The 17,134-nt window shown below is 51.5% G+C and carries 20 protein-coding genes; 16 read left to right on the top strand and 4 right to left on the bottom strand.

The genetic code is table 11. The features are described 5' to 3' along the window. Positions 1 to 107: 107 nt before the first annotated feature. From B0B12_RS04490 to argH, 5 genes are all read left to right on the top strand, one after another. Complete coding sequence (locus tag B0B12_RS04490; RefSeq protein ID WP_076666267.1) at positions 108 to 1,256, top strand: aspartate aminotransferase family protein; 1,149 nt, start codon at positions 108 to 110, stop codon at positions 1,254 to 1,256. Then, positions 1,256 to 2,212 (top strand): N-acetylornithine carbamoyltransferase, encoded by a 957-nt coding sequence (locus B0B12_RS04485; RefSeq protein WP_076666266.1) that lies wholly within the window; start codon positions 1,256 to 1,258, stop codon positions 2,210 to 2,212. The genes B0B12_RS04490 and B0B12_RS04485 overlap by 1 nt, the downstream gene beginning before the upstream one ends. A gap of 357 nt (positions 2,213 to 2,569) precedes the next feature. Next, entirely contained in the window at positions 2,570 to 3,367 is a 798-nt protein-coding gene (gene argB, locus B0B12_RS04480; RefSeq protein ID WP_076666265.1) for an acetylglutamate kinase, read from the top strand. Beyond that, complete coding sequence (locus B0B12_RS04475) at positions 3,360 to 4,424, top strand: M20 family metallo-hydrolase (RefSeq protein WP_076666264.1); 1,065 nt, start codon at positions 3,360 to 3,362, stop codon at positions 4,422 to 4,424. The genes argB and B0B12_RS04475 overlap by 8 nt, the downstream gene beginning before the upstream one ends. A gap of 149 nt (positions 4,425 to 4,573) precedes the next feature. Further along, positions 4,574 to 5,905, top strand: a complete 1,332-nt coding sequence (gene argH, locus B0B12_RS04470; protein WP_076666263.1) for an argininosuccinate lyase — start codon at positions 4,574 to 4,576, stop codon at positions 5,903 to 5,905. Positions 5,906 to 6,084: 179 nt separating this feature from the next. Here argH and B0B12_RS04465 read toward each other — a convergent pair whose 3' ends face one another. Then, on the bottom strand, positions 6,085 to 6,735 hold the full coding sequence (locus B0B12_RS04465) for an MCP four helix bundle domain-containing protein (protein ID WP_244554592.1): 651 nt from the start codon (positions 6,733 to 6,735) through the stop codon (positions 6,085 to 6,087). 232 nt (positions 6,736 to 6,967) lie between these two features. Here B0B12_RS04465 and B0B12_RS04460 point away from each other — a divergent pair, with 232 nt between their 5' ends. The 7 genes from B0B12_RS04460 to B0B12_RS04430 all read left to right on the top strand — a co-directional run bounded on the left by B0B12_RS04460 (position 6,968) and on the right by B0B12_RS04430 (position 13,319). Continuing rightward, positions 6,968 to 7,690 (top strand): peptidase-C39 like family protein, encoded by a 723-nt coding sequence (locus B0B12_RS04460; protein WP_076666261.1) that lies wholly within the window; start codon positions 6,968 to 6,970, stop codon positions 7,688 to 7,690. Between the two features lie 3 nt (positions 7,691 to 7,693). Continuing rightward, positions 7,694 to 9,169 (top strand): RimK family protein, encoded by a 1,476-nt coding sequence (locus B0B12_RS04455; RefSeq protein ID WP_076666260.1) that lies wholly within the window; start codon positions 7,694 to 7,696, stop codon positions 9,167 to 9,169. Continuing rightward, the gene (locus tag B0B12_RS04450) at positions 9,159 to 10,415 is read left to right on the top strand and encodes a carboxylate-amine ligase (RefSeq protein ID WP_076666259.1); all 1,257 of its coding nucleotides are present in this window, start codon (positions 9,159 to 9,161) and stop codon (positions 10,413 to 10,415) included. Before B0B12_RS04455 ends, B0B12_RS04450 begins: the two co-directional genes overlap by 11 nt. After that, positions 10,409 to 11,134 (top strand): N-formylglutamate amidohydrolase, encoded by a 726-nt coding sequence (locus tag B0B12_RS04445; protein WP_076666258.1) that lies wholly within the window; start codon positions 10,409 to 10,411, stop codon positions 11,132 to 11,134. The genes B0B12_RS04450 and B0B12_RS04445 overlap by 7 nt, the downstream gene beginning before the upstream one ends. 141 nt (positions 11,135 to 11,275) lie before the next feature. After that, on the top strand, positions 11,276 to 11,878 hold the full coding sequence (locus B0B12_RS20545; protein ID WP_244554591.1) for a YqaE/Pmp3 family membrane protein: 603 nt from the start codon (positions 11,276 to 11,278) through the stop codon (positions 11,876 to 11,878). Between the two features lie 127 nt (positions 11,879 to 12,005). Then, positions 12,006 to 12,932, top strand: a complete 927-nt coding sequence (locus B0B12_RS04435; protein WP_076666257.1) for a DnaJ C-terminal domain-containing protein — start codon at positions 12,006 to 12,008, stop codon at positions 12,930 to 12,932. 30 nt (positions 12,933 to 12,962) lie between these two features. Further along, complete coding sequence (locus B0B12_RS04430; RefSeq protein WP_244554590.1) at positions 12,963 to 13,319, top strand: hypothetical protein; 357 nt, start codon at positions 12,963 to 12,965, stop codon at positions 13,317 to 13,319. On the opposite strand, the gene B0B12_RS04425 is transcribed toward B0B12_RS04430, so the two are convergent. Then, complete coding sequence (locus B0B12_RS04425; RefSeq protein WP_076666255.1) at positions 13,320 to 14,054, bottom strand: pseudouridine synthase; 735 nt, start codon at positions 14,052 to 14,054, stop codon at positions 13,320 to 13,322. A gap of 94 nt (positions 14,055 to 14,148) precedes the next feature. Between B0B12_RS04425 and B0B12_RS04420 the strand changes: the two genes are divergently transcribed. Further along, positions 14,149 to 14,349, top strand: coding sequence for a hypothetical protein (locus B0B12_RS04420; RefSeq protein WP_076666254.1), 201 nt, complete (start codon positions 14,149 to 14,151; stop codon positions 14,347 to 14,349). A gap of 2 nt (positions 14,350 to 14,351) precedes the next feature. On the opposite strand, the gene B0B12_RS04415 is transcribed toward B0B12_RS04420, so the two are convergent. Further along, on the bottom strand, positions 14,352 to 14,615 hold the full coding sequence (locus tag B0B12_RS04415) for a hypothetical protein (protein WP_076666253.1): 264 nt from the start codon (positions 14,613 to 14,615) through the stop codon (positions 14,352 to 14,354). 32 nt (positions 14,616 to 14,647) lie between these two features. Beyond that, entirely contained in the window at positions 14,648 to 15,067 is a 420-nt protein-coding gene (locus tag B0B12_RS04410; protein WP_076666252.1) for a hypothetical protein, read from the bottom strand. A 213-nt stretch (positions 15,068 to 15,280) separates the two neighbouring features. Between B0B12_RS04410 and B0B12_RS04405 the strand changes: the two genes are divergently transcribed. From B0B12_RS04405 to B0B12_RS04395, 3 genes are all read left to right on the top strand, one after another. Beyond that, entirely contained in the window at positions 15,281 to 15,661 is a 381-nt protein-coding gene (locus tag B0B12_RS04405) for a hypothetical protein (protein ID WP_139337760.1), read from the top strand. A gap of 47 nt (positions 15,662 to 15,708) precedes the next feature. Next, positions 15,709 to 15,990, top strand: a complete 282-nt coding sequence (locus B0B12_RS04400; RefSeq protein ID WP_076666250.1) for a GIY-YIG nuclease family protein — start codon at positions 15,709 to 15,711, stop codon at positions 15,988 to 15,990. 118 nt (positions 15,991 to 16,108) lie between these two features. Continuing rightward, entirely contained in the window at positions 16,109 to 17,134 is a 1,026-nt protein-coding gene (locus B0B12_RS04395; RefSeq protein WP_170871819.1) for a cation diffusion facilitator family transporter, read from the top strand.

The raw sequence follows: 17,134 nt of genomic DNA, 5'->3' as shown, positions 1-17,134 counted from the left end.
GATTAAACAATTAACAATCAGCAATTAACAATTTAGCAATATGCTACAGTACCCCAGAACACTTTTCTACATCTATTTTCTCACCTCCTACATCTAATTCTATAGCCATGAACCTCTTTGATGTATACCCGCTCTTTAATATCGAGCCAGTAAGAGCCGCCGGACTGACCGTATGGGATAAGGAAGGCAAAAAATACCTTGACCTTTATGGCGGCCACGCCGTGATCTCGATCGGTCACTCTCACCCACACTACGTGAAGCGCATCGCGCGCCAGCTATACGACATCGGCTTTTATTCCAACGCCGTGCAGATGCCGCTGCAGCAGGAACTTGCCGAGAAACTGGGCAGACTCAGTGGCTACAAAGAATATAGCCTGTTTTTGTGCAACTCCGGCGCCGAGGCAAACGAAAACGCCCTGAAACTGGCTTCTTTCCAGACAGGCCGCAAGAAAGTCATCTCTTTCTCCGCCTCTTTCCATGGTCGAACCTCAGCCGCTGTAGCAGCTACCGATGACCCGTCTATCGTGGCACCGATCAACCAGACCGAGAATATCATCTTTGTGCCTTTCAACGATGTAGTGGCTTTTGATGAGACGTTGCAACAGCACGGACAGGAACTGGCTGCGGTGATTGTGGAAGGGATACAGGGTGTAGGAGGGGTAAACATTCCGACAACTGATTTCCTGAAAGCGTTAGATTCGGGCTGTAAAAAAGTGGGCGCTCTCCTGATTCTGGATGAGGTGCAGTCGGGTTACGGACGTTCAGGCAAATTCTTCGCGCACCAGCATGCCGGCATCAAGCCGGATCTGATTACGGTGGCCAAAGGTATGGGCAATGGCTTCCCGGTTGGCGGTGTGCTTATCAGCCCCGAGATTGAGGCACGCCATGGGATGCTGGGAACTACCTTCGGCGGTAACTACCTGGCCTGCGCGGCATCCATTGCGGTGTTGGAGGTGATCGAGAAAGAAGAGTTGCTGGAAAACGCCACTATCATGGGCCATTACCTGAAAGAGAAGCTGGAAGGTATGCCAGGTGTGAAGGCCGTACGAGGCCAGGGCCTGATGATCGGCATTGAGCTGCACGAGCCTTGTGCAGGCATACGCAAAGAACTGCTGAATCAGCACTGCATCTTCACGGGCAGCTCCTCCAACAAAAACACGCTGCGTCTGCTCCCGGCCCTGACCATCTCCAAAGCCGAAGCAGACCAGTTTATCAAAGCATTCTCTTCTATTCTCGCCAAAAAAGTAGTCGCCTAATGAAGCAATTCACTTCCGTAAAAGATGTGCAGGATGTAGCCGCACTGGTGAACGAAGCACTTGAACTAAAGAAAGCACCATACGCCAATAAAACCCTCGGACAGGACAAAACCCTTGGCCTGATCTTCATGAATCCCAGCCTGCGCACCCGCCTGAGCACGCAGAAGGCAGGTATGAACCTGGGCATGAACGTGATGGTGATGAACCTGGATAAAGAGGGCTGGGCACTGGAAACGCAGGACGGCGTGATCATGGACGGCTCCACGGTGGAGCACATCCGGGAGGCGGCCGCTGTGATGGGCCAGTACTGCGACATCATCGGCATCCGCTCTTTCCCGAAGCTGCAAGACAGAGAAGAGGACTACAGCGAGGATTTGCTCAAGAAGTTCATTGAACTGACCGGCGTGCCGATCGTGAGCCTGGAGTCAGCGACACGCCACCCACTGCAGAGCCTGGCCGACCTGATCACGATCAAAGAACAGGCTGCGGCTGGAAAGAAGCCGAAGGTAGTCCTAAGCTGGGCACCGCACATCAAGCCGATCCCGCACTGCGTGGCCAACTCTTTTGCCGAGTGGATGCAGCAGGCCGATGTAGAACTGGTGATCACCAATCCGGAGGACTACGACCTGGCCGAGGAGTTCACCCAAGGCGCCCAGGTGCTGCACAACCAGGACGAGGCGCTAAAAAATGCCGACTTTGTGTACGTCAAAAACTGGTCGAGCTACGAGCAATACGGCAAAGTGCTGACTGACGGCCAGGGCTGGATGATTACCAACGAAAAGCTGGCACTGACTAATAATGCGAAAGTAATGCACTGCCTCCCGGTGCGCCGCGGTCTGGAGCTCAGCCATGAAGTACTGGACGGACCAAACTCCCTGGTGATCGAGCAGGCCAACAACCGCTTGTATGCGGCTCAGGCTGTACTCAAGCGTATGTTGGAGGCGGTTGATCGTTAATCGTTTTTCGTTGATCGTTATTCGTTATAGGAACTCGTTTCTTCCTCGCTTGTCTCTGGTGAGTGTGAGCTATCGGGCAGACTCTGGCTGCTCTTGAGGGTATAGATTGAGGCGTTACTACAGCATCTATACCTGCGGAGCGAATAGCCAGTAGTTCCCCTTAAAAAGGAAATGTGTCAGTCTAAAAAGACAAGTTCACTACTAATTGTCATTCTGAAAGAATCTTATGTGAAGGGAGGTTAAGCCGTTGCAACTTGCTACCAAGATCCTTTCAGGATGACAATTAGAAAGAATGTAACAGTCAGATAAACAGCATTAACCCATCTGCACATTATACATTAGCACATTATTTAACATATGTACATCATTAAAATCGGCGGCAATGTTTTGGACAACCCGGTGCGGCTGCAGCGTTTTTTGATTGATTTCGCGCAGCTGCCCGGGCCGAAAATACTGGTGCACGGCGGTGGCAAAATCGCCTCTACCATCGGGCTGCAGCTCGGGATAGAGCCACAATACGTGGAGGGCCGACGCCTGACCGACGCTGAAACACTCAAGTTGGTAACCATGGTTTACGCTGGGCTGATCAACAAGAACGTGGTGGCGCAGCTGCAGGCACTTGGCTGCAACGCTATCGGCATGACGGGTGCCGACGCCAATGCTATACCTGCGACTAAGCGTCCTGTCAAAACCATTGACTATGGTTTTGTGGGAGATGTGGCTGGTCCAGAAACGATCAATGCTGCCGCCATACATGCCCTGGTACAGGCAGGGCTAACACCGGTATTTGCACCACTCACACACGACGGTCAGGGCGGCCTATTGAACACCAATGCCGATACCATTGCCTCAGTGCTGGCAACGGCACTGGCGCCGCATTTTGCGGTGAAGCTGGTGTACTGTTTCGAGAAGAAAGGCGTACTGGCCGATGCAGATAATGATGATTCTGTGATTGCGCACATTGACCTAGACCGGTATAGCGCTTTGAAAACTGAAGGCGTGGTGAAAGACGGGATGATCCCGAAACTCGACAACGCCTTTGCTGCTTTGCAGAATGGCGTCAGTGCAGTGCTGATTGGAGAGGCTGAAGCGCTTCCATCGCTGGCCACCGGTTCAGGTTTTACAGGCACCACCATTTCGCTGAAGCATGGATAAAAACAGTCTATACCCACAGGCGCTGGACCTCTTGCAGCGACTGATCGCCATACCTTCTTTCAGTAGAGAAGAAGATAAAACGGCGGACGTAATTGCCGCCTTTCTGCAATCAAAAGGAGTAGCGGTAAACCGTAAGTTCAACAATGTCTGGGCCTTCAACAAGCACTTTGATCCGTCACTGCCTACGCTGCTGCTCAACTCGCACCACGACACGGTAAAACCCAACACCGGCTATACCCGCAACCCGTTTGCAGCTACTGTTGAAGATGGGAAACTGTATGGTTTAGGCAGCAATGATGCCGGCGGTTGCCTGGTATCGCTATTAGCTACTTTCCTGTATTTCTATGAAGAACAGGATTTAAAGTATAATCTGGTGTATGCCGCAACGGCAGAGGAAGAAATATCCGGCAGAAACGGACTGGAGCTGATCTTGCCGGAATTGGGTGAGTTGGAAGCGGCTATTGTCGGGGAACCCACGTTGATGCATTTGGCAGTGGCTGAGAAAGGCCTGCTGGTACTGGACTGTGTTGCAAAGGGTCGCTCAGGCCATGCCGCCCGGGAGGAAGGCTTGAATGCGATTTACGAAGCCTTGCCGGACATTACCTGGTTCCAGACCTACCGTTTCCCGAACGTGTCGGAGCACCTGGGACCTGTGAAAATGTCGGTGACCATGATAGAGGCTGGCTCACAGCATAATGTGGTGCCGGACAAATGTAAATTCACGGTGGATGTTCGCCTGACGGATGCTTATTCCATGGAGGAAGTGCTGGAGGTGATACGGCAGCATGTGAAGGCCGAGGTTACGCCTCGTTCCATGCGCCTGAAGCCATCGTCTATCCCGATGGAGCATCCGTTGGTGCAGGCAGGTATAGCATTGGGCCGTACTACCTACGGCTCCCCGACAACCTCTGACCAAGCCCTGCTTTCCATACCTTCGCTCAAGCTGGGTCCCGGTGATTCTGCTCGTTCGCATATGGCAGACGAGTTTATTTACCTGCAGGAGATCGAAGAAGGTATAGCGCTTTACATTGATATCTTAGAAAGGGTAGTTAAATAACTTTTTCGCTTCAGTGTCATCTCGACGATAGGAGAAATCTGGATTGGTTCACGGTTCTGACGAGTATCTCAGATTTCTCACTAGGGTCCGAAACGATAGAAAGAAAAAAATCACTCATTCACTCAAACACTAACTCACTCAATCAAATCATGAAACTCTGGCAAAAGAACACCGACGTCAAAAAAGAGATAGAGGAATTTACAGTGGGTCGTGACCCTGAATTTGACATGCAGCTGGCTGCTTTTGACGTGCTGGGTTCGCTGGCGCACACACGCATGCTGGAGCAGGTGGGCTTGCTCGGTAAAGAAGACCTGGACGCGTTGCAGCAGGAGATGAAGGCTATTTACCACCGCATTGTGGCAGGTGATTTTACAATCGAGCCAGGTGTGGAGGACATTCACTCGCAGGTTGAGCTGGAGCTAACGCGCAAACTGGGGGAAGCCGGCAAGAAAATTCACAGCGGCCGCTCGCGCAACGACCAGGTGCTAGTGGACCTGAAGCTATACCTGCGCCATGAACTGCAACAAGTGGTGCAGGAGGTGAAGGCGCTTTTTGATGTGCTGCAGGAGCTGAGTGAGCGACACAAAGACAAATTACTGCCTGGGTACACCCACCTGCAAGTGGCCATGCCATCTTCTTTTGGACTTTGGTTTGGCGCCTATGCCGAGAGCCTAGTAGATGATGTGCTGCTACTGCAGTCGGCCTACAAGATTGTTGACAAAAACCCGCTGGGCTCAGCTGCCGGTTACGGTTCTTCGTTCCCGCTCAACCGCCAACTAACCACTGACTTGCTTGGCTTCGGCACGATGAACTACAATGTGGTGTATGCGCAGATGGGACGGGGCAAAACAGAACGGGTGGTAAGCACGGCTATTGCTTCTGTGGCGGCTACACTGGCGCGTATGTCCATGGACCTGTGCCTATACATGAGCCAGAACTTTGCTTTTGTGACTTTGCCGGATAACCTGACGACCGGCTCCAGCATCATGCCGCATAAAAAGAATCCGGACGTGTTCGAGATCATGCGCGGTAAGTGCAACAGGCTACAGGCTCTGCCAACGGAGATCTCCATGCTCCTGATCAACTTACCTTCTGGGTATCACCGCGAACTGCAGCTGCTCAAAGAATCCCTATTCCCGGCGATCAGCACACTGAAGGATTGTCTGCAGATGATGGCCTTTATGCTGCCGCAGCTGAAAGTGCGCGACCGCATCATGGAAGATGAGCTGTACAAGTACGCCTTCAGCGTAGACGCGGTGAATGCCGAAGTGCTGGGTGGACTGCCCTTCCGTGATGCCTACAAAAAAGTAGGAGAAAGCATTGAGCAGGGTACCTTTGCTATACCTGACTCGGTAGAACACACCCACGAAGGTAGCCTCGGCAACCTGTGTAACGAGCAGATCACTACTCTGATGCAGCAAGCCATCGCTGAGTTTAACTTTGAACGTGCAGAGAAGGCGCTGAAAGAGTTAGTGAGTTAAGTTTAGGAGTTAGAGAGTTTGGGAAGTTGTGAGTTTGAATCTTATCAACCTTTTCTCTTAAATTATAATCGTCGCTATACCTCGAAAACACTAAAGGCCTGCACCAGCAGGCCTTTAGTGTTTAAATAAAGGATCAAAATTTTAAACTCCTAAACTCTCAAACTCTTAAACTCCCCAACTTAATTCAATCCGAAATTCTGTGGTTTTATGTTGTTCAGCTTACGGGTGGCTTGCAGAAGCGTGGCAACCAGCAGGGCGATGAACACCGACATGCCGATCACCAAGTAAGAGAGTATTTTCAGCGTTTTAACCTGTCGGTCAGCTGACTGGTACAATTCCTGACCAACCTCACCCTGCAACTTAATCAGTTCATGCAGCGGCTCCAGCAAATGCAGGAAGGCCTGATGCCCTTCGGTGCGGTACAGGTTTTCCGCTTCTTCTTTCGCACCCGCGCTGCTTAGTTTCAGAATGCGGTCCTGCACAGCCACGAGTTTCGCAAACTCTTTTTGATAGGTTGCCAGACCGACACTCTCGCGCTCAATTAGGTATGTTCTGGCGAACTGGTTGATAAGCGATTCAATCTCCTTTGTATTGGCAGTAACCAACTGGTGCAGACTATCGTGCTCGGATGCAGCGCTGGAAAGGATGTGGTCTTCCAGCGTCAGACGGTTTTGGTAGGAGCGTTCCATCACATCCGAGATTACCAGCGAGGGCACCAGTCGGTCGTGGTACACTTCGCTGAACTGGTTACTCACCCGCCCAATGCTGTAGCTGGCAAACCAGTTAGCCAGAATGATGATAGCAAACACTGAACCTAGCGCAAATGCCACTTTATCACGTTTTGTAATTCGATAGGCCCAGTTCATAATCAACAGGATTTAATATAAGACAAGATACGTTTTCAGCTCATATTACCCAACATAAGCTACCTTTTTTTGAACGCAAATAGGGTGCCGGCCCTACCAGATACTCATACTTCTTCTTTCTAAAATACAGATAACTTCTTTCCTGGTCCGCGTATAACAGGCACACTGTTTTAAGTGCAACACAAAAAAGCTGCCTGTGATTCCGATCAAGATCCATACGCAACCCGACGATTCCACTTGCGGACCCACTAGTCTGCACGCGGTATACCGTTATTTCAACGATTCCATCTCCCTGAGCGAGGTAATCAAAGAAGTACCGTATCTGGACGAGGGCGGTACGCTGGAGGTGCTACTGGCTTGTCATGCCCTGGAACGAGGTTATAAAGCCCGCATCTATACCTACAATCTGCATATTTTTGATCCAACCTGGTTCCAACTCAGCAACGACGAGATCATTGAAAAACTGGAGAATCAACTGGAGTTCAAGAAAGGCGCCAAGTTCAGGCGGGCCACCATGGCCTATATCGATTTTCTGCAAAGAGGAGGCGAGCTGCGCTGCACGGACCTGACCAAAGGGCTGCTGCGCGAGTATTTCGAGAAAGGCATTCCCCTGCTCACCGGCCTCAGCGCCACCTATTTGTACCAAAGCTCCCGCGAGACGAGCGACGAGGCGGGCAACTCCATTTACGACGATGTGCGCGGCTACCCAATGGGGCATTTTGTGGTGCTCTGTGGCTTTGCCGACGACCAGAAGCAGATTGTGGTGGCAGACCCCTATAAAGAAAACCCTTACTTTAAAAACAATTACTACGAGGTGAAAGCATCGCACCTGCTCAATTCCATTATGCTGGGCATGGCCACTTTTGATGCCAACCTGCTTGCCATAAAGCCAGTGGACGCTGAACCCATCGACGAATAAATCATGCGAAAAATAGTTGTAGTGGATAATCCCAAAGACTGGGATGTGGCGATTGAAGACGTGGAAGTAGTGGATGTGCAGACTTATCTGACCGATACCACTTATACTGACATCAAGAATGCCCGCATATTTAACCTGTGCCGTTCCTATAAATACCAGAGTGCCGGCTACTACGTGTCGCTGTTGGCCGAGGCGCGCGGGCACAAACCTATACCTAGCGTGGCCACCATGCAGGACCTCAAAAGTCCCACCATCGTGCGGGCCATCACGGTGGAGCTCAACGACCTGATCCACAAAACGCTGGGAAGTCTGCGGTCCAAGTCCTTCACGCTTAGCATTTACTTTGGTCAGAATGTGGCTCAGAAGTACGAGAAGCTTTGTAAGCAATTGCATGACCTGTTCCAGGCACCGCTCCTGCGGGCCCAGTTCGTCTACAAAGATGAGTGGGTGCTGCAGAGCATTTCGGCCATACCGATCAACGATGTGCCGGAGCATCACTGGCGCTACCTGGTGCGCTTTGCCAAATCTTACTTTGCCCGACACCGCTTTTCGGGTGCTAAGATCGGCCGGAATAAAATCTACGACTTGGCCATTCTGCACGATCCGAACGAGAAAGAACCGCCCTCTAATAAGAAGGCCCTGCAGCACTTTGTCGAGGCCGGTGAGGGCATGGGTTTTTATGTGGAGATGATCACGAAAGACGATTACCGCAGGCTGGCCGAGTTTGATGCTCTCTTCATACGCGAGACCACTTCGGTGAATCACCATACCTACAAGTTCGCGCGCAAAGCCTATGCCGATGGCCTGGTGGTGATCGACGACCCGATCTCGATCCTGCGTTGCACCAACAAGGTATACCTGGCCGAATTGCTTGCCAAAGCCAAAGTGCCCATCCCCAAGACCATGATCATCCACAAAGACAACCGCGAGCTGGTGGAGCAGGAGCTAGGTATACCGTGCGTGCTCAAAAAACCGGACAGCTCTTTTTCGCAAGGTGTCGTAAAGGCCAAGGATAGCGAAGGTCTGCAGCGTGAGTTGGACGAAATGCTGGCTGATTCTGAGTTGATCATCGGGCAAGAGTTTACCCCGACGGACTTTGACTGGCGCATCGGCATTCTGGACAAACAACCGCTCTACGCCTGCAAGTACTTCATGGCCAAAGGACACTGGCAGATCTATAACTGGAACGGCAAGAAGAACGACACAGAGGGGGATCATGAAACGGTGCCGTTTGAAGAGGTACCCTTCGTGGTGCTGCACACGGCCATTAAAGCGGCGAACCTGATCGGCAACGGGCTGTATGGAGTGGATATTAAGGAGATAGACGGCAAAGCCTACGTGATTGAGGTAAATGACAACCCGAGCATCGACGCCGGCTGCGAGGACCAGATACTCAAAAAAGAGCTTTACACCGCTATCCTTAAATCCATAAAGAAACGCATAGATGACAACAAGAACGTTAAAACAGATGAGTACTAAACCCGTGACGCTGCACCTGTTTGAAGGCTATGGCGTGGAAATGGAGTATATGATCGTGGACCGGGACACCCTGCAGGTGCGGCCCATCACAGACCAGTTGATCTACGACGAGGTGGGCGCCTATGTGTCGGATGTGGAGTTCGGCAAAATGGCCTGGTCCAACGAGTTGGTGCTGCATGTGGTAGAGCTCAAAACGCAGTCGCCTGCCCATACCTTGCTCGGCTTGGAAAACGATTTTCAGGAACACGTCCGGAAGATCAACCAGCTGCTCGAGAAGCACAACGCCATGCTGCTGCCGACCGGAGCGCACCCCTTGATGGATCCTTTCAAAGAGACCAAACTTTGGCCGCACGAGCACAACGCCGTGTACGAAGCCTATAACCGTATCTTCGATTGTCGCGGGCACGGCTGGGCCAACCTGCAAAGCACGCACCTGAACCTGCCTTTTGGTGATGATGAGGAGTTCGGAAAGCTGCATGCGGCCATCCGGATGGTGCTGCCCCTTATACCTGCGTTGGCTGCGTCCTCGCCTGTGCTGGACGGCAAGGCTTCGGGTTTGCTGGACACGCGCCTGGAGGTATACCGTAAAAACCAGGGCCGAATTCCGGCCATTGCCGGCAAGGTGGTGCCCGAGCCGGTTTTCACGCAAAAGGATTACGAGGAGCAGATCCTGAATCGCATGTATGAAGCTGTGGCGCCACACGATCCGGAGGGCGTGCTGCAGGAGGAATTCCTGAACTCACGCGGTGCCATCGCCCGCTTCGACCGCAGTGCCATCGAAATCCGCATCATCGACATTCAGGAAAGTCCGGTGGCCGACCTGGCCGTGCTGCAAGCAGTGGTAGCGGCCATACAGGCACTGATAGCGGAGCGTTGGGTAGGTATAGACAAATTGAAGCAGTGGGACGAAAACCGCTTGTCGGATTTATTTTTGCAGGTGGTGCGCAGCGGCCAGGAAGTCGTGATCAACGACCGTGACTTTATCGATTGCTTTGGTTTCGATTGCAAGGATAACTGCACCGTAGGCGAGCTTTGGAAGCACCTGGTAGCCGAGACGCTCAACCTCGAAGAACAGCCACATGTGGCCCACGCCCTCAACGTCATCCTATCGCGCGGCTGCCTGTCCAAGCGCATTGTAGAAGCAATGGGTGAGAACCCAACTGAGCAGGACATAAAGCGTGTATACCTGAGCCTTTCCCGTTGCCTGCAAAATGGCGACGTATTTATACCTGAAAAACCATGCTGAGACTACTGCTGACCTGCGAACACGGAGGTAACCAGATTCCCGCTGCCTATGCACCACTCTTTCAGGGGCAGGAAGAAATACTTAAAACACACCAGGGCTACGATATCGGGGCTTTGGAAATTTATCATACCCTGAGATCTATAGCGGATGTAGGCTTTTTTTCAGAGACGAGCCGGCTTTTGGTAGAGCTGAACCGATCCCTCCATCATGCCAAACTATTCTCTGCTTATACCCAGTTGCTGCCGCCTACTGAAAAGGAGCGCCTGCTGAAAAAACACTACAAGCCTTACCGGGAGCAAGTGGAGCAAATGGTGTCAGATTTTGTGTCGGCAGGCAGAAGCGTGTTGCATGTGGCTGTGCATACCTTCACACCCGTCCTGAACGGTGAGGAGCGGCAGGCAGACATCGGCCTCCTGTACGACCCGAAACGGAAAAACGAACAGGCTTACAGCAAGGCATGGAAAACCGCTCTAAACAAAGCCGACAAAGATTTGCTGATTCGCTTCAATTATCCATACCTAGGTATAGCCGACGGTTTCCCGACCTACCTGCGTCGCAAGTTTAAGGCTGACGAGTACATAGGCATCGAGCTCGAAGTAAACCAGAAATTCCCGCAGCAGGGTGGGGGCCGCTGGCAGGAAATACAGAAGCTGTTGGCGCTCACACTCCAGGAAGTCGTGGACCGCAACAAGGCTTCGCAATCCGAGGACACCATTTAGGAGAACAAAATACGCGTTTATGCAGTACTGTATGGTATATATGAAGAGTTTTGCATATAACTTTAGCACTATTCTCCATGTAGCATCAATCCTTAATCAGGAAACAATCTTTTTATTTAAATACCTTTAAAACCTAAAACTATGAAGATCAAAAGTTTACTTAACCTGGTATTTGTGTTAGTAGCCGCGCAACTGATGTTCGCCTGTAGCTCAGCCAAGTACTATGAGTTTGCCGGCCACAAGCAGGCACCTTACAACGACATGAAAAAACCTGTCCCAAAGCAGGAAGTAGCCCCGGAAATTTCTCTGAGTGAAGTAGCCCTGGCAGCTGCCGAAGAAAAAGCCACAGAGAAAGCAGTAGCAGAACCGGTATTGGAGGCAAGCGCTGCTAAGCCAGCCCCTGCTGTTGCTCCAGCTCCAAAAGTTGCTCCTATTGCGCCAGCAGCTGCAGAAGAGGTGACAATGACGGAAGCTGAGGCCCTTGCCATGGCAAAGGAACGCATCGCCAACATGACGAAGGCTGAGAAGAAGGAGTTCAAGAGAGAAGTGCGCGAAGCCCTGAAGCAGGACCGTGGAGGTGATCTGAGCATCATCAAGATTATTCTGGCCGTACTGCTTCCGCCACTGGCCGTGTTCCTGCACGATGGCATCGGTACTACTTTCTGGATCAGCCTTATCCTGACGCTGCTCTTCTGGATTCCGGGTGTAATTTATGCTCTGCTAGTGGTGACCGACACCATCTAATGACAGTATCTAATTAACTTACCAAAAGCACTGCCTCCAGGGGTGGTGCTTTTTGGTTTATACCTGCTTAACCCCTCGTGCAGGTTTGCGTTTTATACCTGTAACTGACTTTTATACCTTTATAAGCATGGACTATAAAGATTATTACAAGATTCTTGGCCTCACGAAGTCTGCCTCCCAGACCGAAATCAAAAAGGCCTACCGTGCTTTAGCCAAGAAGTACCACCCGGATAAAACAAAAGGCGACAAAGCAGCCGAAGAAAAGTTTAAGGACATCAGCGAGGCCTATGAGGTGTTGGGAGATGAGCAAAAGCGCAAGCAGTACGATGAATTGGGCGCCAACTGGCGACATTTCCAGCAGCAGGGGGGACCAAGCCAGGGAAGGCCCGGCGGCACCTATTACGAAGGCGACATGGGGGATATGTTCGGCGGGGGAGGCAGTGGTTTTTCTGATTTCTTCGAGCAGTTCTTCGGGGGTGGCTTTTCGCAGCAGGGTGGCGGCTTCCGCTCTGGCAGACGCGCTCCCAAAGGCCAGGACTACGAAGCAGAGATGCTCATCACGCTGCAGGAGGCATATAGCGGCACCTCTCGCCTGCTAACCGTTAATGGCCAGCAGCTGCGCATCACCACCAAGCCCGGCGTGACAGATGGCCAGGTGCTCCGCATCAAAGGCAAAGGAGGGCCTGCTACGGCCGGTGGCACCGCCGGAGACCTGTACATACGCGTGCAGGTGCAACCCCTTCCCGGCTTTGAGCGGCAGGGCGATGATTTGCACACCAAACTGAATCTCGACATGTATACCGCCATATTGGGAGGCGAGGTACAGGTGAGCACGCTTACCGGCCGGATCAAACTCAAAATACCAGCCGGCACCCAGAACGGCAAGACCCTGCGGCTGCGCGGAAAAGGGATGCCCGTGTACGGCAAAGCAGACCAGCACGGCGATTTGTACGTAAGGATAGAAGTGCAGCTACCGGTGCATCTCTCTGAAGAGGAGCGGGGCCTGATGGAAAGGCTCCGGGAACTGCATCAGCGCAAGACAGCCAGCGTATAAGAAATAGAGTGGAATTTTAAGCCGAATGCCATGTTAATGACCATCGACCACATCAATATCCACGGTCCGATCGATAGCTTTGTTGACAGCCTGACCGACAGCAACCTGACTTGTTACGCCAGCGATTTGTTGGAGCAGCAAGGCTGCCAGAGCCTAAAGGAGTTGAGCGAAGCGGTAAAGCGGGCCACAGAAGTGTGCAATTGTATGCATGTGCCGCTTCAAGAGAACTTTAAAGTGGTGTTTCGCTCCGTAAATGGAGAGGTGGTACAGGACTGGCGCCTGTCGCGGATGGCCTACCTGCTCACGGCCCTCAACGCCGACTCCCGCAATGCCTTTGTCGCCCAGCTACAACTCGAAATGGTGAGCCATATGCTCCGCTCTGCCTAATCAGCGCAATGTTTCCTGCGCCAAGCTCTCCTGCTGCAGCACCTCCTCCCATCCAAACTGAAAACACAGGCGCTCGAAATGTGCGGGCAGCGGCGCCTTTATTTCAATACTATTTTCTTGAAAAGGGTGCGTAAATGACAGTGCGGCTGCATGTAGTAGCATGATTGGGGACTCCAGCTGCTCCCGAAACATCTGGTTGTGTCGCCAGTCGCCGTGCCGTTTGTCGCCCACAATGTAGTGGCGGATGTGGGCAAAGTGCTTCCGGATCTGGTGCATGCGCCCCGTTTCAGGCATCACCTTCACCAGCGAATAACGGGCCGTGCTGTAGCGGCCGACAGGTATAGGCAACTCTACAGTAGCCAGGCGCTCGTAATGCGTCACGGCCTCTTGCGGCGCCTTGTGCCTATGATCCTTGTCAGGCCGAATGGGACTGTCGATGGTGTCTTTTTCAGGAGTATAGCCACGCACGATGGCATAATATACCTTGTCTACCTGCTTTTCTTCAAATGCTTTCACAATCGGACTTACCGCTTCCGGATCTTTGCCAAAGAGCAGTACGCCAGAGGTACCGCGGTCGAGCCGGTGCGCAGTGTAGACAGGGTAGCCTAACTGGTCGCGCAGCATCTGGAGGGCGAACTCTTTTTTCTCCTCTGCTATGCGGGTGCGGTGTACCAGTAAGCCGTTCGGTTTGTTCACCGCTACGTAGCGCTCGTCCTCGTATATGATCTCTAACATTTGCACTTATTTTTCGGTAAAGATAGCCTATCTGGTAAGAACTGAACGGAAAGCTGCCTATACTTGCTTAAAATTTACAGAAAGAACAAACAGCATGGCCATATCGTTTGACAACCTGAGGAAAGGGAAAAAGTATGTGATGGAGAACCACGGTGAACGCTACGAGTTTCAGGTGGTGGACATGCCAGAGGAGGGAAGCTATTTGGTAAAAGACCTGCATACGCTGGATGTGTTCCTGCTGAACGACCTGTTCCGCTATGGCCGTGGCAAAGACTTCGACATGCAGGAACTATAGCCTTAGGCGCCGCGCGTGACTTTGCCTTTCAGGTCCCAGTGGCTGCGCAGCACTTTGCCGGTTTTGTTGTCGCGCACAATCTTGCGCACATAGCGCTCCCCTGAGATCGCGCCGTCCTCCAGCCGCTTGCCAATGAACAAAGTGACTGGTTCCCCGTTTTCATTCGTGATGAAGGTCAGGTCCTTGCCATTGTAGTGCTGGTCCAGTTTGCTGTCGGGGGCGTACAGTTTGTCGAGTTTCTCGAGTAGTTTCGGTCCAAGTGCCATAGGGACAGGATAATCTGCTTTCGTTCCGAAATTCAATTAACTGATAAGTGACCGGCTTGGGTACACCAGGCTTGGGCATCTTTGGGATCATGAAAAACCTCGAACTCGATGCAGTTTCTGCTCAGGGCGCGAATTTGGCTGAAGATACTGTTTGTAACCAACTCCTGGAATACATCAATGGGTGTGACGCGCGCGAACCGCTTTAGGGAAGTTTGCTTTAGCCGACTGGCAGCCAGTTGCGCCAGTGCACGCTGCATCGAGACATTGACCTGAAAGCCTATGCTGTTATCGGCCACCCAACTTGAAGCCTGATTCGAGATAGCCATTTCAAACCCCTTGCTGTAACCGCACAGAAGCGCTGTTTCATCTGGAGGAAGAAGCCATTTCATGTATACCTGGTGGGTGGCAGAGTTGTAGCTGATCTGACAGTAACTGTCCTTGTATTGCTTCATGTATGCTTTGAGGTAGATGGGCAGTATATTAACAATACTATTTAGGTAGTATATAGTTCAATTATCGTTACATTAAATGATGTATTGTTAGGATAGTTCAATGATTATCTAGGAATAAGCAACTTTAAGGAAAGTGGTTAGGTAAAAAATACAAGAAAGACCAAGTCGTGTGTTATCAGAAATATGTTATCAGTGCATAAAAATCAGGAACAATTGGTTCATAGCAGTGATTACCTGGAAATAAAGGTGAATGTAAAAGACAGGGTGTTGATTTCGGATTGGCAGGGTTGGCTTGACACTACAAAAGGGCATTCAGGCTGTACTAAAATACTGGAATTAGTAAATGAGTTTAAGATTACAAAAATTCTAAACGACAACTCGAAAGTAACAGGCCACTCCGGAGATACTACCTGGATGGCCAAGGTATGGACACCCGGTTTGCGCGAAGCAGGCGTGCAGTATTTTGCGTGGGTCTATTCCTATGAATTCTTCACGCAACTCGAAATCGACAACACCATCGACAGAAGCACAGGTATAGCCATGCGCACCTTTTTCATTCAGGAGGATGCCCGCCAATGGCTGCAGCAATTTTAACCAGGTAGTTTTTCTTTCGTATACCTTGTTACAAACTCACCTATGCTATGCAGCCAGATCAGCACGCAAATCACTTCTACGTTTACATTATGGGCGATCAGTCCGAGCCACAGCTAAGCATTGGCGTTTCTGAAGACCTCCTTCAACAACTGGCTGGCAGGGATGGCCAAGCCGGACAGACCAAACTGGTGTATTACGAGCATTATGAACTGGAAGAGGTAGCCCGGGTGCGCGAAAGCCGTATTAAGTCGGCAGGGCCCGAAGATCACCTCCGTCTTGTAGAGTCGATGAATCCTAACTGGCTCGATCTGGCCGATACACTCAGCTAGCACAATAATCCGGTTTTCTATTCACTATTTTCGTTAGACTTGCCTTTCGCCGCTGATCCTTGTACCTTGTAAGGCATAGGGCTGAGCGCTGTGCACCAGCCGGAACCTACCCATCGCCATGAAAAAAATGCTGTCGCAGCAAAGCGAGAACATACGCATGCAACTACTGGTGCTGGCGGTAGGAGTGCTGTTGCTGCTTACCAAGTTTCTGGCCTATTATCTGACGAACTCCAACGCCATACTCACTGACGCCCTGGAGTCAATCATTAACGTAGTGGCCGGTGGTTTCTCACTTTACAGTCTGGTCCTTTCTGCCCGGCCAAAAGACCATAACCACCCCTATGGCCATGGAAAGATAGAATTCGTAGCCGCTACGCTGGAGGGCTCCCTGATTCTGGTGGCAGGAGGGGCTATTATCTTTAAGTCCTTTTATAACCTCTTCGAACCGCAGGTCATATCGCGGCTCGACGCCGGTATATACCTGATTGCCGTATCGGGCATCATCAATTATGTTGTAGGTTATTTGACAGAACGGCGGGGAAACAATGCCAATTCCATGGTGCTGGTAGCCGGGGGCAAGCATCTGAAGACCGACGCCTATTCAACAGCAGGTATCTTGGTTGGCCTCTTGCTGCTATACCTAACCGGACAAGTATGGCTGGACAGTGCGGTGGCCATCCTGTTTGGTGCCTTTATCTGCTACACTGGTTACCGGATTCTGCGTGCCTCGTTGGCCGGTATTATGGATGAGGCGGACTATGAGCTACTGAAGCGCATTGTGCGGGTGCTGAACGATAACCGGCGAGAAAACTGGATTGATATCCATAACCTGCGCGTGATCAAATACGGCAACACGCTTCACATAGACTGCCATCTGACCGTGCCATGGTACCTCACCGTGCTGGAGGCGCACGAGGAGGTCGAAGCCGTTGGAGCGCTGGTAAGGGAACAGATCGACCCGGATATCGAACTCTTTATTCACACCGACCCTTGCGTGGAAGTATCGTGCTCCATTTGCACCAAAACTGACTGTGATGTGCGACGGGCCCCGCTCCGGAAACGGGTGGAGTGGGACCTGGACGAAGTGATTGCCGATAAAAAACACGCCATTTATACGCCAGACAGCGTGGAGAAGAATGGGTAG

The organism is Pontibacter indicus (genome assembly GCF_900156345.1).
Lineage (GTDB): Bacteria > Bacteroidota > Bacteroidia > Cytophagales > Hymenobacteraceae > Pontibacter > Pontibacter indicus.
This window is presented reverse-complemented; position numbering and strand designations above follow the sequence as displayed.

Excerpts from the sequence above, each read along its gene's own strand:
- B0B12_RS04490 (WP_076666267.1), top strand. The coding sequence starts at position 108 with ATGAACCTCTTTGATGTATACCCGCTCTTTAATATCGAGCCAGTAAGA.
- B0B12_RS04485 (WP_076666266.1), top strand. The coding sequence starts at position 1,256 with ATGAAGCAATTCACTTCCGTAAAAGATGTGCAGGATGTAGCCGCACTG.
- argB (WP_076666265.1), top strand. The coding sequence starts at position 2,570 with ATGTACATCATTAAAATCGGCGGCAATGTTTTGGACAACCCGGTGCGG.
- B0B12_RS04475 (WP_076666264.1), top strand. The coding sequence starts at position 3,360 with ATGGATAAAAACAGTCTATACCCACAGGCGCTGGACCTCTTGCAGCGA.
- argH (WP_076666263.1), top strand. The coding sequence starts at position 4,574 with ATGAAACTCTGGCAAAAGAACACCGACGTCAAAAAAGAGATAGAGGAA.
- B0B12_RS04455 (WP_076666260.1), top strand. The coding sequence starts at position 7,694 with ATGCGAAAAATAGTTGTAGTGGATAATCCCAAAGACTGGGATGTGGCG.
- B0B12_RS04450 (WP_076666259.1), top strand. The coding sequence starts at position 9,159 with ATGAGTACTAAACCCGTGACGCTGCACCTGTTTGAAGGCTATGGCGTG.
- B0B12_RS04445 (WP_076666258.1), top strand. The coding sequence starts at position 10,409 with ATGCTGAGACTACTGCTGACCTGCGAACACGGAGGTAACCAGATTCCC.
- B0B12_RS20545 (WP_244554591.1), top strand. The coding sequence starts at position 11,276 with ATGAAGATCAAAAGTTTACTTAACCTGGTATTTGTGTTAGTAGCCGCG.
- B0B12_RS04435 (WP_076666257.1), top strand. The coding sequence starts at position 12,006 with ATGGACTATAAAGATTATTACAAGATTCTTGGCCTCACGAAGTCTGCC.
- B0B12_RS04430 (WP_244554590.1), top strand. The coding sequence starts at position 12,963 with ATGTTAATGACCATCGACCACATCAATATCCACGGTCCGATCGATAGC.
- B0B12_RS04425 (WP_076666255.1), bottom strand. The coding sequence starts at position 14,054 with ATGTTAGAGATCATATACGAGGACGAGCGCTACGTAGCGGTGAACAAA.
- B0B12_RS04420 (WP_076666254.1), top strand. The coding sequence starts at position 14,149 with ATGGCCATATCGTTTGACAACCTGAGGAAAGGGAAAAAGTATGTGATG.
- B0B12_RS04415 (WP_076666253.1), bottom strand. The coding sequence starts at position 14,615 with ATGGCACTTGGACCGAAACTACTCGAGAAACTCGACAAACTGTACGCC.
- B0B12_RS04410 (WP_076666252.1), bottom strand. The coding sequence starts at position 15,067 with ATGAAGCAATACAAGGACAGTTACTGTCAGATCAGCTACAACTCTGCC.
- B0B12_RS04400 (WP_076666250.1), top strand. The coding sequence starts at position 15,709 with ATGCAGCCAGATCAGCACGCAAATCACTTCTACGTTTACATTATGGGC.
- B0B12_RS04395 (WP_170871819.1), top strand. The coding sequence starts at position 16,109 with ATGAAAAAAATGCTGTCGCAGCAAAGCGAGAACATACGCATGCAACTA.